This window comes from Novosphingobium sp. TK46 (assembly GCF_055361525.1).
Map to the genome: position 1 here is coordinate 3,314,460 of NZ_CM143963.1, position 15,040 is coordinate 3,329,499.

The 15,040-nt window shown below is 62.5% G+C and carries 13 protein-coding genes; 3 read left to right on the plus strand and 10 right to left on the minus strand.

Annotation, left to right across the window (positions count from 1 at the left end; all coding sequences use genetic code 11):
• Positions 1–3 precede the first annotated feature (3 nt).
• From ACXJ1Z_RS15825 to ACXJ1Z_RS15845, 5 genes are all read right to left on the minus strand, one after another.
• Entirely contained in the window at positions 4–951 is a 948-nt protein-coding gene (locus tag ACXJ1Z_RS15825) for an FAD binding domain-containing protein (RefSeq protein WP_463777945.1), read from the minus strand.
• Positions 948–1,586 carry an aldehyde dehydrogenase iron-sulfur subunit PaoA gene (gene paoA / locus ACXJ1Z_RS15830; protein WP_463777947.1) on the minus strand — a complete coding sequence of 213 codons (639 nt, stop codon included), beginning with the start codon at positions 1,584–1,586 and terminating at the stop codon, positions 948–950. The genes ACXJ1Z_RS15825 and paoA overlap by 4 nt, the downstream gene beginning before the upstream one ends.
• Positions 1,570–2,688 (minus strand): XdhC family protein, encoded by a 1,119-nt coding sequence (locus tag ACXJ1Z_RS15835; protein ID WP_463777949.1) that lies wholly within the window; start codon positions 2,686–2,688, stop codon positions 1,570–1,572. Before ACXJ1Z_RS15835 ends, paoA begins: the two co-directional genes overlap by 17 nt.
• Positions 2,685–3,917 (minus strand): MFS transporter, encoded by a 1,233-nt coding sequence (locus ACXJ1Z_RS15840; protein WP_463777951.1) that lies wholly within the window; start codon positions 3,915–3,917, stop codon positions 2,685–2,687. Before ACXJ1Z_RS15840 ends, ACXJ1Z_RS15835 begins: the two co-directional genes overlap by 4 nt.
• Positions 3,918–4,112: 195 nt before the next feature.
• Complete coding sequence (locus tag ACXJ1Z_RS15845; RefSeq protein WP_463777952.1) at positions 4,113–4,817, minus strand: RibD family protein; 705 nt, start codon at positions 4,815–4,817, stop codon at positions 4,113–4,115.
• A 177-nt stretch (positions 4,818–4,994) separates the two neighbouring features.
• On the opposite strand from ACXJ1Z_RS15845, the gene ACXJ1Z_RS15850 reads away from it, so the two are divergent.
• The 3 genes from ACXJ1Z_RS15850 to ACXJ1Z_RS15860 all read left to right on the plus strand — a co-directional run bounded on the left by ACXJ1Z_RS15850 (position 4,995) and on the right by ACXJ1Z_RS15860 (position 8,441).
• Positions 4,995–5,777, plus strand: a complete 783-nt coding sequence (locus tag ACXJ1Z_RS15850; RefSeq protein WP_463777954.1) for a glucose 1-dehydrogenase — start codon at positions 4,995–4,997, stop codon at positions 5,775–5,777.
• Positions 5,778–5,845: 68 nt separating this feature from the next.
• Positions 5,846–7,153, plus strand: a complete 1,308-nt coding sequence (locus tag ACXJ1Z_RS15855; RefSeq protein ID WP_463777955.1) for a PQQ-dependent sugar dehydrogenase — start codon at positions 5,846–5,848, stop codon at positions 7,151–7,153.
• A gap of 196 nt (positions 7,154–7,349) precedes the next feature.
• Entirely contained in the window at positions 7,350–8,441 is a 1,092-nt protein-coding gene (locus tag ACXJ1Z_RS15860; protein WP_463777957.1) for an alpha/beta hydrolase, read from the plus strand.
• A gap of 300 nt (positions 8,442–8,741) precedes the next feature.
• Here the strand turns inward: ACXJ1Z_RS15860 and ACXJ1Z_RS15865 are convergent, their stop codons facing one another.
• The 5 genes from ACXJ1Z_RS15865 to ACXJ1Z_RS15885 all read right to left on the minus strand — a co-directional run bounded on the left by ACXJ1Z_RS15865 (position 8,742) and on the right by ACXJ1Z_RS15885 (position 14,953).
• Positions 8,742–9,095 (minus strand): LysR family transcriptional regulator, encoded by a 354-nt coding sequence (locus tag ACXJ1Z_RS15865; RefSeq protein ID WP_463777959.1) that lies wholly within the window; start codon positions 9,093–9,095, stop codon positions 8,742–8,744.
• Positions 9,096–9,736: 641 nt separating this feature from the next.
• Positions 9,737–11,443 (minus strand): hypothetical protein, encoded by a 1,707-nt coding sequence (locus ACXJ1Z_RS15870; protein ID WP_463777960.1) that lies wholly within the window; start codon positions 11,441–11,443, stop codon positions 9,737–9,739.
• A gap of 41 nt (positions 11,444–11,484) precedes the next feature.
• Positions 11,485–13,566, minus strand: coding sequence for a coiled-coil domain-containing protein (locus ACXJ1Z_RS15875; protein ID WP_463777962.1), 2,082 nt, complete (start codon positions 13,564–13,566; stop codon positions 11,485–11,487).
• Positions 13,563–13,886 carry a hypothetical protein gene (locus ACXJ1Z_RS15880; protein ID WP_463777964.1) on the minus strand — a complete coding sequence of 108 codons (324 nt, stop codon included), beginning with the start codon at positions 13,884–13,886 and terminating at the stop codon, positions 13,563–13,565. Before ACXJ1Z_RS15880 ends, ACXJ1Z_RS15875 begins: the two co-directional genes overlap by 4 nt.
• Positions 13,887–14,038: 152 nt before the next feature.
• Positions 14,039–14,953, minus strand: a complete 915-nt coding sequence (locus tag ACXJ1Z_RS15885) for a hypothetical protein (protein WP_463777965.1) — start codon at positions 14,951–14,953, stop codon at positions 14,039–14,041.
• Positions 14,954–15,040 lie beyond the last annotated feature (87 nt).

Here is a 15,040-nt window from a genome sequence, read left to right on the forward strand (position 1 = left end):
GGCTTATGCCTTGGCTTGGGCGATGACAGAGGCCAGCGCCCGCGTGGCGAGCGGCAGCTTGAACTTGTTGTCCTCAGTCGGCGTCGCGCCCTGGAAGGCGCGGGCCGTCACCGCGGCGGCTCCGCTCGGCAGCAGCGCCTCCGCGGCTTCAACACGCCACGGTTTGGGCGCGACACCGCCAAATGCGACCCGGCCGGTACCGTCGGGCTGGATGACAGCCGCGATCGAGACCAGCGCATAGGCATAGGATGCCCGGTCGCGCACCTTTTCGTAGAGGTGCTTGCCGCCGAGCGGGCGTGGCAGCGTCACGGCGGTGATCAGCTCGCCGGCGCGCAGGTTGGTGTCGATCTCGGGCCGGTCATCCCACAGCCGGTGGAAGTCGGCGATCGGGATCGAACGCCGCTGGCCGTTGGCATCAACCGTCTCGATAACGGCGTCCAGAACACGCATGGCCACCGCCATGTCGCCTGGGAAGGTCGCGATGCACTTGTCGGACACGCCGATCACGCCGAGCTGGCGGGACACGCCGCCGATGGCAGAGCACCCTGAGTCTGGCTTGCGCTTATTGCACGCCATGTTGGTGTCGTAAAAATAGGGGCAGCGGGTGCGCTGAAGCAGGTTGCCCGCCGTAGAGGCCTTGTTGCGGAGCTGGCCGGACGCGCCAGCCACGATGGCGCGGGTCAGGACGCCGTAATCGCGGCGCACGCGCTCGTCCGCGGCAAGGTTGGTGTTGGTCACCAGAGCGCCGATGCGCAGCCCGCCGTCGGCGGTCTTCTCGATCTTGTCAAAGCCGAGATCCTGAACGTCGATAAGGTGGCTCGGCGTCTCCACCTCGATCTTCATCAGATCGAGCAGGTTGGTGCCACCAGCGATGAACCGGGCGCCGGGGCGTGCCGCGGCCCGCGCCGCGGCGACAGGGTCCTTGGCGCGCTCATAGGTGAAGGCTTTCATGCCTTTGCTCCTGCAACTTCGGCCATGGCCTCGGCGATGTTGGAATAGGCGCCGCAGCGGCAGATGTTGCCGCTCATACGCTCACGCATCTCGATGTTGGTCGCCTGCGGTCGATTGGTTAGGTCGGCCTGAACATGGCTCGGCACACCGCGCTTGATCTCGTCGAGCACAGCGACTGCCGAGCAGATCTGGCCCGGCGTGCAATAGCCGCACTGGTAGCCATCATGCTTCACGAACGCCGCCTGCATGGGGTGCAGCTTCTCAGGCGTGCCCAAGCCTTCGATGGTCGTGATCCTGTCACCCTCGTGCATGACGGCGAGGGTGAGGCAGGAATTGATCCGGACGCCATCGACCATCACGGTGCAGGCGCCACATTGGCCGTGGTCGCAGCCTTTCTTGGTGCCGGTCAGGTGCAGGTGCTCGCGAAGCGCATCAAGCAACGTGGTACGGGGATCGAGGCTCAGCTTGTGCGCCTTCCCGTTGACCTCGAACGAGACCGGCAGAGATGCAGGAGCTGACAAGGGTTGCAGCGGTGCAGCCTCAGCCGCGATCGGAGATGCGGCGATGGCGACCGTAGCGGCGCTTCCCGCAAGTAGTCCCCGACGAGACAGTTCGATTTCAGACATGCCCGCCATGGACCTTGGCTCCTCTTCCAGCTGCGCAGCGGTGAGCGTAAACTTCGGTTGCGGCATCGCCGCTCTCATTCTTTAACGCTTTTGGCGTTGTTACGGTTCGTGCAGGGAGCTCATTGAACCGATGAGCATTGCTCAGCCCAGAGCGGAGATGCGCGGCAACGGTCCCACTCGCGAGCGCGTCCTCATAAACCTGAACGATCTGCGCCAGGATCGAGACCGCTAGAGTTTGCGGGTCACGGGTCGCGGCGATAAGCCCTATCGGCCCTACAACGCGGTCGATGGCGCGCGGCTCCGCGCCTGCCTGCAGCAGTCGGTCTCGACGCTCGGCATGCGTGCGCCTGCTGCCCATAGCACCGATGAAGAGCGATTGCTGTTCGAGTGCCTGCAAAAGCAAGTCGGTCTCCCAGTCGTGATCGTGGAACAGGGTGACAACCGCAGACCAAGGGTCGACCACGAAGCCATCGGCGCGTCCGACGACCCGCAAAAGCTGGGCAGGCGTGCCTCTTGCGCGGACCTCGTCGACAAGTGAGGCTTGTGGGCTGAAAAGGAGGATCTCTGCGCCATAGGCTTCCGCCATATCGATGAGAGCACCCGGTTCCGCGCCATGCCCGAGTACGACAAGGCGGAGTCGCGGATCGTGTCGAGCCAGAAAGGCATGATCTGTCCAACCCGTCCTATCCGACTGCTCGGCCTCCGAAGCGGTGAGGCGCCCGCCCCTGGAGAGATGCAGCTTCAACGGCCGGCGCCGTTCCAGCACATTAATCGCCAAGTCGATCTGTGAGCGATCGGGGTCAGGCAGGAAAAGCAGGTCGATGCCCCCGCCGCACGGGAGTCGGATGTCGATGTAGGGCGATCCAGCGCCGTAGCGGACGTGGCGCGACTGTCCCGCCGCCATCACCTCCCGCGCTTCCGCGATCACCGCGGCCTCAACGCACCCTCCGGAAAACGATCCGAACACGGCACCGCTTTCGGCGACGGCCATGTGCTCGCCGGGCGCACGGGTTGCGCTGCCCGCGACGTCTGTGAGCGTCACTAGTACGCTGCGCTGTCCCCGGCGCGCACAGTCGCGCAAGAAGAGGAAGATGGAGCGCGCCTGCTTCACGCGGCCGCCGTTGCGCCGGTTGCAGTTGCGCGGCCGTGAAAGCGCGCCACCGCAAAGGCGGCCAGCGCCGCTATCGCGAGGAGAGCGCCGCTCACGAGGAACTCAGGGATGGCGCCGGCAGTGTCGAACACGATGCCCCCGACTGTCGCTCCCAGGGTGATCGCGAGCTGGACGATCGCCACCATCAGCCCGCCGCCGGCTTCTGCCTCCTCGGGGGCAGTGCGCGCGAGCCAGGTCCACCAGGCTACGGGTGCCGCCGTACCGGCGAAGCCCCACACCGCTAGAAGCGCAGCGGTCGCGATCGTCGATCCGCCGACCAGCGTCAGCGCGACCGCCACCGCCGCCATGGCAGCCGGAAGGACGCCGAGCGTCACGTAGAGCTTATGTTCGAGGACGCGGCCGATCAGCAGCGTTCCGATGAACCCGGAGACACCGACGATGAGCAGCATGATCGACAGCGTCGAGACGCTGACATGCGTGACCTGCTCCAGGAAGGGACGCAGATAGGTGAAGAGCGAGAACTGGCCGACGAACAGCAGCGCGACCGTAGCGAGACCGAACAGGACCGGCGGGCGGCGCAGCAGCGCGGTCATGCCATTGCCGCCCTGTCGCGCGATGGCGGGCAGCTTGGGAAGGGCGATCGCCTGCCAGGCCACGGCAGCCACCGCAACGGGCACGACGCAAAAGAAGGCGCCGCGCCAACCGATGAGGCTGCCCATGAAGCTGCCGAGCGGCGCGGCCAGCACGGTGGCCAATGCGTTGCCGCCATTGATGACCGCCAAAGCCTTGGGGACGGACGCGTTCGGCACCAGACGCATCGCGATCGCTGCCGACATCGACCAGAAGCCGCCGATGGCGATGCCGAGCAAAGCCCGGCCTCCCATGAAGATCAGGTAGCTCGGCGCGAAGGCGACGATGACACCGGACACGATCAGCAGTCCGGTAAGCAGGAGCAGGACCAACCGGCGGTCGAGAGCGCCCAGGATGAACGAAAGCGACAGGCTCGTCACCACGGCGAAGACACCGGAGATGGCGATCGCCTGACCCGCTTGGCCTTCAGTGAGCTGCAGCGTCTGTGCGATCGGGCTTAACAGGCTGACCGGCATGAACTCGGAAGCCACCAGCACGAAGCTGCACAGCGCCATGGCGTAGACCGCGCCCCAATGGGCCGGTGAATTGATTGCGCCCTGGGCGGCGCCGGTCGCCGCGGGCGCGGTCAAGCCTGCCATGATGGCTTCTCCTAATGTCATTTCGAAAGCCCGGACCGAAAGCGTGACAGGGGGGCAGCCACAGTCGATCCGGGCACGCGCAGCATCGCCAGGTTGGGGGATGACGAGCTGCGAAGGAGTTTAGTTTAAGGGGTCGCGGGATAGTCCACAACATGAGCAAATTTGATGAAGCGATGAACGTTCTTCATCATCGCACTACACTGGTGATGTGTTCGACACCTGATAGCGGAGCCAGACGATGCCGGTATCCAGCACTTCATGGCTCTCCAGTGTCAGCCGGTCGATCGCGGGAATGGCCGATCCGCCCGCTTCCGGACCATCGAAGACGGCAGGAGCGCCAGCCGTCCCATCGATCGCCGGTACGAGCATCAAGCTTATTTCATCGATGAGTCCGGAGCGGAGGAATGCGCCATTGAGATGCCCGCCACCCTCAAGGATGAACCGGTCTAGCTCCAGCTCCTCACCGAGCGTGGCCAAAGCATGCCGGAGATCGAGCTCGTCTTCCCCGGCGAATACGTAGCCGACTCCGTCGGCCTGTAATCCGGCAAGATGCGCGTCCGATACCCGCTCAGTCAGGACGACGATGATCGGGTCTCCCCCGACGTCGCTGCGCCCCCAGACAATCTTGCCGTGCGCGTCGATCACGATCGCGTAGGCGTCGGCTCCCTCGTTTGGCAGCCACGACGTGCGCGCGATCGGACCGTGGCTCTGCTTGGGGTAAGCTTCTCCCTTCGCAAACTCCTCCCCTGTGACGCGACCGACGATCCATGACCCCCCGCCGAGGCGGACATGAAGATCTTCGTAGGTCGGGTGCGAGTGCGCATCGCTCGGCGTCCACCGCTCAGGTATGATGCGCCCGTCGAGGCTACTGGCCATGTGACAGATGATGTGCGGCTTCATGATGATCCTGTTGCTGGTCTGGCTGGTCGATCACAAAACACACGCGCAGCGTCTTCGTCTCAGTGAGAGTTATGCACTGAGACGTTGAGCCTGATTCATGCACTATACTGGCCCCGAGTGCGTTGAGGTTCTGAGATTGCGGCAGCCAATGCCGTCTATTCCGAAAGGATCACATACATGCCCCTTCAGAACCAGTCCCACGCCGGCAAGGTCGCCTTCATCACCGGCGGTGGCAATGGCATCGGCCGCGCTACCGCCCTTGCCTTTGCCGAGGCCGGCGCCAGCGTTGCGGTGGTCGACATCGCCGATGACGAAATTGCGAAGGTTGTAAAGGAGATCAAAGACGCAGGCGGTAGGGCGCTTGGCGTCCGCTGTGATGTATCGAAGGGCGAGGACATCCGGGCCGCGCTCGACAAGACGGTCGAAGCGTTCGGCGGTCTCGACATCGCCTTCAACAACGCCGGCATCGAGCAGCAACAGGTGCCGCTCGCGGACCTCGACGAAGACGAGTTCGACCGGATCGTCGCGATCGACCTGCGCGGCGTGTTCCTGTGCATGAAGTACCAGATTCCGCTGATGCAGCAGCGCGGTGGCGGCGCGATCGTCAACACCTCGTCAGGCGCTGGCGTCGTCGGGATCGCGGGGCAGGCGGGGTACGTCGCCGTCAAGCATGGCGTGATCGGGATAAGCAAGTCGGCCGCGCTCGAATATATCGGCGACAAGATCCGCGTGAACGTCATCTGCCCCGGCATCATCGAAACGCCGATGATAACCGACCGGGTGTCGGGCGGCACCGAGGAAGGTCGAGAGAAGATGGTCGCGCAGGAGCCGATCGGCCGCATGGGCAAACCCGAGGAGATCGCCGCAGCCGTCCTCTACATGTGCTCGGATGCCGCGGCCTTCATGGTCGGACACGCCATGGTCGTCGATGGTGGCCAGACCGCCGGTCTGGGCGGCTGAGCGCATTCCCGGCGATCGGGCCGGGCCGCGTCGCCGCCTTCATGTGCGCCCCTAAATACCGAAAGATCATGATGACCCGCCCCCTCATTGCCGCGACATCGATGCTCGCGATCCTCGCCGCGCCGGCCTTGGCGCAGAACCACAACAGCGTCGGCCTGCCCGCGAGCGGCAAGCGTGCACCGGACGGCGCATCGGTCGCCGGTAGGCCGCTTCCGGTCAACGATCCGACCGCACCCGCGCAGAAGCCGGCTTTTGCCGGGCAGATGCGCGCGCCGGCCGTTGCCACACGGACGCCTATCGACGTGCAGGTCAAGACGAGGGGGCTGGATCATCCCTGGGGCCTGGCCTTCATCGGTGACGGCAAGGTTCTCGTGACCGAGAAGCCGGGTGCGATGCGCATCATCGACATGGCCAGCGGTGAACCCATCGCAGGGGTGAGCGACGTGCCGCGGGTTGTCTATGGCGGGGATGCCGGGCTGCTCGACGTGGTGGCTGATCCGAACTTCGCACAGAACCGCACCCTCTATTGCACCTATGTCGAACCACGCGGCGAGAAGGATAGCGGGATCATCGTTGCCAAGGCGCGGCTCGATCCACCACAGGGCGGCAACCAGGCCCCGATGTACAAGCTCGCCGAGATAACGACACTGCTGCGGGTCGATCCGGCGTTGCCGCAACAGGCGCATTATGGATCGCGCCTGTTGTTCGATCGCGACGGCTATCTCTACGTGTCGCTGGCGGAGCGGTTCTTCAGCCCTACGCGGGACGAAGCCCAGTCGCTCTATTCCTGGCTCGGCAAGGTGCTGCGCGTCGATACGAGCGGCAAACCGGCCCCGCGCAATCCGTATGCCGCAAATCAGGACGCCGAGAACCACACCCGTGCCGAGATCTGGAGCTATGGTCACCGCAATCCGCAGGGGCTGGCACTGAACCCGGTCGATGGCAGCCTGTGGGAGGCCGAACACGGGCCGGATGGCGGTGACGAGATTAATCGCATCACGCGCGGGACCAATTACGGGTGGCCACTCGTCGCCTATGGCACCAACTACGACCATAGCGCCATTCAGGGTGGGCGCACGCAGCTGCCGAATACCGAACAGCCGCGCTATGTCTGGCAGGCGGCCGTCGCGCCGGGCGGGATCGCCTTCTACTCCGGCGACCTCATCCCCGAATGGAAGAACAATCTGTTCGTCGCCGCACTAGCCGGGCAGCACCTCGCCCGGCTGGTCATCGAAGGCAACCGCATTGTCGGCGAGGAGCGATTGCTTCAGGATCAACACCAGCGTTTTCGCCACGTCGCACAAGGACCTGACGGTGCGCTCTGGGCCATCACCGACGCGGCCGATGGCCGGCTCATCCGACTGGCGCCACGTTGAGCGGTGAATCCCTGATGCTATGCTGACTGGCCGCTGATGATGAGCAGCGCTCACCGCTCCGTCGCACGGGCAGGGGGTAACCGACGGTGTCGATAGCGCCTAACTATAGTGTGTGACGCCGATCTGCCGCTCGCTGTGCCGTCGGGATCGACCGAACAGATGCCGCCCGCCGACACAAACCGACCGGAGATCACCGATGCCTATCGGCATTCTAGAAACGAACGCGCCAGTGCGCCTCGTTCATCGTCGCAAGCTCTTGCAGATGACCGGCGCAGGCGTCGTTGCATTTGGCGCAGCTTCAATATTTCCTACATCTGCAAAGGCTCAGAACATGTCAAACGAATGGGATAAGGTCTTTCCGCGCAGCGCGAAAGTCGATCACGAGAAGGTTACCTTCAAGAACCGCTACGGGATCACCCTGTCGGCCGATCTGTACCGACCGAAGAATGCCAGCGGGAAACTGGCGGCGATCGTCGTCGCCGGGCCGTTCGGCGCCGTGAAGGAGCAGTCGTCGGGACTCTATGCGCAGACCATGGCGGAACGCGGCTACGTCACGCTTGCCTTCGATCCGTCCTTCACGGGAGAAAGCGGCGGAACGCCCCGTAACGTTGCCTCACCCGACATCAACACCGAAGATTTCAGTGCAGCGGTGGATTTCGTCGGCCTGCGGCCAGAAGTCGACCGCGAGCGGATCGGTGTCATCGGCGTTTGCGGTTGGGGCGGCATGGCGCTGAACGCCGTCGCCTCAGACAAGCGGGTCAAGGCCGTCGTAGCCAGTACGATGTACGACATGACCCGCGTCATGTCGAAAGGCTACAACGATAGCGTGACCCCCGAGCAACGCGCGCAGACGCTGGAACAGCTGAGCCGTCAGCGCTGGGCGGACGCGGAGAGCGGAACTCCGGCCTATCAGCCAGCCTACAACGCCAAGCTGCAAGGCGGTGAGCCGCAGTTCATGGTCGATTATCACGAATATTACATGACGCCGCGAGGATACCATAAGCGCGCGGTCAACTCGGGCAACGCTTGGACGCAGACGACACCGCTGTCGTTCATGAACATGCCGATCCTGACCTATATCGCGGAAATATCGCCGAGGCCGGTCCTGTTCGTGCACGGAGAGAAAGCGCATTCACGCTACTTCAGCGAAACCGCCTTTGCAGCGGCTGCGGAGCCGAAAGAGCTGGTGATCGTCCCCGGCGCCAGCCATATCGATCTTTACGACAAAATCGATGTGATCCCGTTCGACAAATTGACCACCTTCTTCGATCAGCATCTTTCTTTATAGTCGCGAGATGGAGCCTGCGCCGCAGGGGCAGGCTCCATCTGCAGGTCGTATGGTGAGGCTGCTGTTCTCAGGAACATCGACGTGTCGGGCGATCTGGACCAATCGAACTAATATCCCGCATTTGCCGCCCGACACCTTTAGCAAGTGTGCTTAATTCTATCTGTACATTATGCGGGCCTGCTATCCTTACTTGAAGGCTCACGCAGCATCACGCGTCATCACCGTCGGCTCCGCGGCGGTCTGCGCGGGATAGTCGGGTATGGTCCCCCGATAGCATCATCAAGGAAGCGGTGCGCACCGTTAGCGCTCGATGAATCTCGCCAGTGCCGGCGCGAGCAACATCTTCGCGGCATGTTCAAGCACATTTAGCCGGATCCGACCGGCTGGGTCGTCCCGGTAGCGGTTCAGCACGTCCACGGCCGTGCTGATCGCATCGAGATGCGCGGAAAGTTCCTCGCCCGCAGCGGTCAGCGTAACGCTGCGACAGGTGCGATTTAGCAGGCGCACGCCGAGCCGGGCTTCCAGGCCGTTTGGCGACCGGCTCAGCGCCGAAGCGCTGACACCCACTTTAACACCTGCTTGCCGAAAGCAGCGATGCCGCGCGATCGCACGGAAATAGCTGATGTCTGCGAGATCAGCTCGATTCCACCGCAAGTCACCATAGTGCCAACGCCCGCATCAACAGCAACTGCCCTGAGATGCGCTCAACATTGTGAGACCTTGCCTCGGTGCGCTTTCCGACAGTGATAACCATACCAGGCCGCGGTCGGGGTGACGGGTGAGGATGGAACGGTCGCTCGGTCCTCGACACGGTCAACGGCTACACGTTCACTGCGATCGCAGCGGCCGAGGCCGCCCGGCCCGTCCTGAACGGCGAGGCGCGTCCGGGCTTCCAGACATCTGCTGGTCTGTTTGGTCATGCTTCGCCGAGACTATTGCGGATACGAGGATCGCTAATCTGTAACTTTCTGGCGTCCGCTCTCGCCAGGAGCGAACGTAACGGGTGTTTTCTTGAATGTCTTATGTTGGTCGAGAGCGGCCGCTGGGTTGGGACGCCGTACGGGCCTGCACCCGCCGACAAACCGGGGGGACCCCGACTTAACGCTGCGCCTGATAGCTGCCGGGTCATTCACTCAGCGATTTATCGCGCCTCTTGGGCCTTCAGCGGAATGTCGGGTTTGAATCGCGTGGGCTAGGGAAGCCGATATCGTTTGCTCACTCGAGCGCTACCTGCAAACGCTAAGGCCACTTCGAATCCTGCCGCCAGCGCGCGCCGCGTGCGGGCAAACCAGGGATCAGGCGCGGTCATGACCCAACCACTTTCCGTCTTGGAAGGATGGCGAGCCGTCGCGCCAGCCAGCGGATTGCCACAGGATATCGAAGGCCTCGTGCATGGCAGGTGCCAGCGACGCGGTGAGGTCCGGCACGTCGAGCAGCGCGAGGCACAGCGACGTGGCGCCAATCTTCCTGCCACCGTGCCGGGCGCGGCTGAGCACGACATCTTCGGTGCCGTCGAGCGAGAGCTGGATCCGACCGCCCCCGGTCAGGCCGGCGGCCGCGAGGGAGCCGGCCAGGCGCTCGCTCCAGCCGACGAACTGGCTCTCGACCATCGCGCCGTCGATCAGAATCGCGTCGTCGTCGTCAATCCGATAACCGATCGTCACCTCGGCTTCGATCACGCCGGGACGGACCAGCCGCACCAGCCAGCGCGTCTCCGGAATGTGGTCCGGAATCTGCATAGGCACCGCGCAGGTCCACCATTGCTTGGCATCCGAGCTCTCCTCGACCCGGGCCTTATCGTCGGGGGCAAAGCGCAGCTGTGCCTGCTCAACGGCGCGCGGATCGAGGCGCTTGCCCGTATTCGCTGCATAGGGTGCGATGCGTATCGTGAGGCAGGGTCGGGAGACCAGCCGGGGCACGCCGCCACGGTTGCGATCATGGGCCAGCTCGACGATCGCCTGGTTTGCCCAGTCGCATGCAGGATCGATCGCCGCCTCGGGCGTCGTGATCGCCACCCGGATCCGAGCGCGCACCGCCCGGTCGAAACCATCGATCATGTCGGCGAGATGGCTCGCTGCCTTGTTGAGCTGTTCGATCGCCTTGAGCGTCGACTTCTGTATACCCAACCTGCGGTCGAGCGTAGTCTTGGGCGAGGCGAGGTTGGTATTCGTGTCGAGCAGATGGGTCTTGGCGACCAGCAAGCGGTAAAAGTCGCGGTTGGCCTCAAGGAATGCCGCGAATGGTAGCTGCAGTTCGCCATCCTCCAACTCATATTGTGCGCCCAGCCAGGTTTCGGCGATGTCGTGGAGCGGTGTCACGCGGCTGCGCGCATGGACATCTCCGAAATTATGCTCGCGCAGGAACAGGCGGAGCGGTTCGCTCATCACCTGGCGCCAGCGCGCGATCAGCGCCAGGTCGTGCGGGTGCAGCTCGGCCGGCGCCGGCGGGATGCGCGCGGCGAGCAGGACCTTGTCGGTAAGGATCGCTTTCAGCCGGGGCGCCAACAACTTTGCTAGCTTGGCGCGCTCGGCCTTGCGCCAGTCCAGATCCGCATCGTCCGGGCAGTCGAAGAAGATCGGACCCTTGTTATGCTGGAGGTCGAACGGCAGCGGGTGCTCGCGCGGGTCGCCATGCGCGATGTTCATCACCGAGATAACCGCGCGCCAAGTTAGCGATTTCCATGCCCAGCCATGCTCGAATAGCACGTTCGGGTTCGGGCTTCGCCGCCCGTCCCTTCGCTCGGCGACATAAGTCAGGTCGGATACGAAGGCGGCGGCTGCGTCGATTTTCTCGAAGATGATCTGCACGATCGGTGGCGAACCGGACACTCCCTCGGTATCATGATCCACCACCGCGACATTCTCATCGTCCCGGTCGGCATCCTCGACTGCGGCATCCGCATTGACCATCGCAATCGCGTCGCGCAGCGCGCGGCCAACGAGGTTCTTGCCAGTCGCGGTCTTCGTGTCGGCCTGCCAGGAATAGAAAATATGCTGCGGCAAACGTTGCTCTTTCTGTCCTATCAAATAGCCAAAATGTCAGATCAGGTGTCGCTCGATTGAACTGTCGCGTGCCCCGCCTGACCATCTTGCGGCTGCAGAATGAACCCCGGGAAATCGATGATGCGGGCGCGTCCGCCAATCTCTTGCTGCACCAATTCCAACGGTTCGGAGGTCGAGACGATAATCTGACCATCATCTTTTGATACGGTACCAGCGCGGGTGAGGAACGCGAACAGGCTGGCCGAATCAATTTCCTGCTGTCCCGGTTCATCAAAGATCACCAAGCCTGGATGGTTCGTTTTGCCGCTGTGTTTCAGTTCGAATGTGGCGAGAAGATAAGCCCACTTCAGACGGATGGCGTCGCTCGCGGAAACCTCGAAATTGATCTCCTTTTCCACGATATCCTTGCCGACGCGTTCCCTGACAAGTGGACGAAAATTGTCGGTCGACAGCACGATTTCGCCAGGATTGAACGATCTGAACCGGTAATCAGTGAGCTGCTTTTGCACTTTCGCCGTCAGCATTTCGACCTTCTTCAAATCATCCGCCGTCAATTTGTCGGCGGGCAGATTGCGCAGATCCCCGGTTGCGGCTGCCCAACGGATCGCGATCGCGTGCAGCTCGTCGAGCAGCGAGATGGCCAAGTCGTCAACACTGCGGATCTGTCCCAGGAAATTCTGCTGTCGCACCAGATTTTCAAGCGCTGCGCGAGAGGGGGAATTGCCTGGTCGAAGCAGTTCCTGACGTAGCGACCGCAATTCCTGCTGTTTGTCCTGAAGGTTTCGTTCGACGCCGCGGTACCGCCCGGCAATCTCCGCCAGCCGCTCCGCGGACGACCCTTGCGCGGATCGATAGAGTTCTAGCTGAGACTTCACGAACGCGATATTCTCGCCCAGCCCCATACCGACGGCGTCGATTGCTGGAAGCAGCTCGTTGCTCACATCCTGACGGCAGGTCGGGCACACATGCTCGGACGACGCCTTGCCCAGGTCGGACCCAAGTCGCTGGAGTTTTTGGGCATCCTGATTTCGGCGGAGGTCAATTTCAAGCGAGCGGACGCGCGCGGCTAGGTCCTGATGGTCCTGGGTCTCGGAGGCATGCTCGTTTCGCACCGCTTCAAGTATCGCGGTTTCGGTATCAACCTGGCTGCGGAGCGTGGCGATCCGTGCCTCTATCTGCGGGGCAATCGCGTCGATCATCTCCAGCTGGGCAGATTCCAGTTGGTCGATGATCTCTTCAACTTCGGAGACCAGCTCGGTAAGCCGCACCCATTCGCCTTCGTGGAATAGCTGCAGATCGATCTCGGGCTGCTGCGCGAATTCAACCGTGGGCTGTTGCGGCAGACCGCGGAGTCGCCCGACTCGCATAGCCGCATCCACAAGCTTGCTGCGCTCCTGCGACCACCGGTTACTCAACTCGGCGATGGTATTGCGAAGCTCGGATCGCTGGCGCCGATACTGCGCCACGTCGAGGTTAAGCAGAAACTCCATGACCCGGCGTGCCACGTCCTGAATACGGAAGTAGGTCGGGAATGGCCCTTGAATGGTCGACCAGCCTCGCTTCTGCTCGACGAACAGCATTGGGAAAATCGCCTCAAGATAGAGAGGGCACTCGGTCCCGTCGTAGCGTGCGACGAGCGGCTGCTCCCACCCGAGATATTTGGCCAGGAAGAAATGGAAGCCGTCCGGCTGTACAGCAGATCCACCGTTGAGAACGTAGAAATCGCGTTGCCCCGAGCGCGGGATACCCTCGCTCAGCGCCGGACCGGACGTAGTCTGGATCAGCTTCGTGTCTGTTCCGCCGACGACATCGCGGTGGAGAACAATGATCTCACCGCGATGGTTCTCGATTTCCAGTTCCACATAGGACTGCAACACCAACTCGTACAAGTCGTCTTCGGCCGCGTGGATCCTTTCCCGCATCGCATAAGGCAACGGGATCGTCAGCTGAGGCCCGAGCGACCGTTCCAGACCAAGCGCATAGATAACGGCCTGCAGGCAGGTCGACTTGCCGGAGGTGTTCGGTGCCTGGATGATATTCAGGCTCGGACCGAACGGGATGCCTGCGCCGAAAGTGCGCTCAGCCGTGAAGGAGCGCAGCCGAAGATGGCGAAGACTGATCATTCCGGGATCCTTTCACCAAGCAGTGCGGACACACGGGTCTCCGTCAGCTTTTTCGCATGGTCAGAAATGATCACCCGCTCCAGCTCGAGTGCATCCTCGACTTTCTCGATCTCGCCAGCAGTTGTCAGACCTCTTTGCGTCAGTTGCAGCGAGGCCCGCCCGCCCGCCTTCGTCCATTCAGCAAGCCGTTCACCAACCACGAAATCGATCGCTCTGGCAAAGGCTGGCTCGACCCGCAAATTCCAGGGCAGGATCTTTGTGTCAGTTTCGATGGCTTTCTTCAGTCGGGGAACCTGCTTGGAACGGATGGCGTCGTTCAAGATATGCAGCTTCGCCAGCTACGCGCGGCTCGATCGCGACGCGACCAGCATCAGCAGGATCAGTGACACTCGCCACGCGATGCGCAGGTCACCGGGTACGGGAATAGGCCGCCGCTGAAAGGAAAAGCGCGTGTCGGCAAACTCGGGGGTGCTTAAGGTTGATCGCCTTCCGGGAAGTCCAAGGGGCAGCGGATTAGCCAGTCGCTGATTGTGCCATGTGCGATGCGAGTTCGAAGCGCGGGGCTCAACGTAGGCAAGGCCTCTGCGAGCGAAGCCTCAATCCTTTGCATGCTTTCCTGTAGCTGCTCTCCGGGCAGCGTTGCGCTCGCACCGAACGCGATGAGCCGCGCCTCCTCGGCTTCGATCGTCTCGAACGCACGCTCCCACAAGATCGCGTGATCCTGCCGTAACTGGGTAAGGGCATTCTCCCGATGAAGATGGGCTCTAACGTACTGATTGCGCCGTTCCGCAATCTTGGTTTCGGGGGCCTTGTGAAATGCGCGCCCGAGCTTGTCATCGATACGAGAGCCGATCTCGGTCTCGCCTGCATCCTTTACCTGCTGGTCGGTGGGTGGGGTGATGCTCAGCGGCGGCCCCAGCGACAAAGCCCTGAGCTGTTCGATTTCCCCCTGAAAGTCGTCCTGGGAATGACAAAGTGCCTCGAAATCCGCGGTTAGGAAGGAAATGCCAAGCGCCTTCACTACGACACCGCGCGACCGGACAGAGGTGACGACGTCTTTGTTGTCAAGGAAGGGGCAGAGGAGTATCCATCGCCTCGCCATCGTTCCAGCCAGCAGCTTTTCGATAGTTGCCTTGTTCTTCTCAAGCTTTGGGAGATCTCGGCCAGCCTTGGCCTTCATCGCGCTGGCGGCTTTTGCAACGTTGGATGCCTCTTCAGGCGCGTAGCATTGGTAAAGGCAACCGCAAGTTGTGAAGAACTCCAGTCCGGCGTCGCCCTTTACTTTGTCAGGAACGACCTGAACATTCTCCGCGCCGTGACGGCGTTGGACGAGCTGAAGAGCGAAATCCTGCCACTCCTTGCCCTTCCATTCTCGCCGATAAATCATGTTGTCCCCTTAGAGGGAAGAATTACCCAACATGCCTGACGCTGCAACTAGAAACGGCTCAGGGCTCCTATGCAAGGATTGCGCCCT

Coding starts and splice junctions, on each gene's coding strand:
- ACXJ1Z_RS15825 (WP_463777945.1), bottom strand. CDS start 951: ATGAAAGCCTTCACCTATGAGCGCGCCAAGGACCCTGTCGCCGCGGCG.
- paoA (WP_463777947.1), bottom strand. CDS start 1,586: ATGGCGGGCATGTCTGAAATCGAACTGTCTCGTCGGGGACTACTTGCG.
- ACXJ1Z_RS15840 (WP_463777951.1), bottom strand. CDS start 3,917: ATGGCAGGCTTGACCGCGCCCGCGGCGACCGGCGCCGCCCAGGGCGCA.
- ACXJ1Z_RS15845 (WP_463777952.1), bottom strand. CDS start 4,817: ATGAAGCCGCACATCATCTGTCACATGGCCAGTAGCCTCGACGGGCGC.
- ACXJ1Z_RS15850 (WP_463777954.1), top strand. CDS start 4,995: ATGCCCCTTCAGAACCAGTCCCACGCCGGCAAGGTCGCCTTCATCACC.
- ACXJ1Z_RS15855 (WP_463777955.1), top strand. CDS start 5,846: ATGATGACCCGCCCCCTCATTGCCGCGACATCGATGCTCGCGATCCTC.
- ACXJ1Z_RS15860 (WP_463777957.1), top strand. CDS start 7,350: ATGCCTATCGGCATTCTAGAAACGAACGCGCCAGTGCGCCTCGTTCAT.
- ACXJ1Z_RS15875 (WP_463777962.1), bottom strand. CDS start 13,566: ATGATCAGTCTTCGCCATCTTCGGCTGCGCTCCTTCACGGCTGAGCGC.
- ACXJ1Z_RS15885 (WP_463777965.1), bottom strand. CDS start 14,953: ATGATTTATCGGCGAGAATGGAAGGGCAAGGAGTGGCAGGATTTCGCT.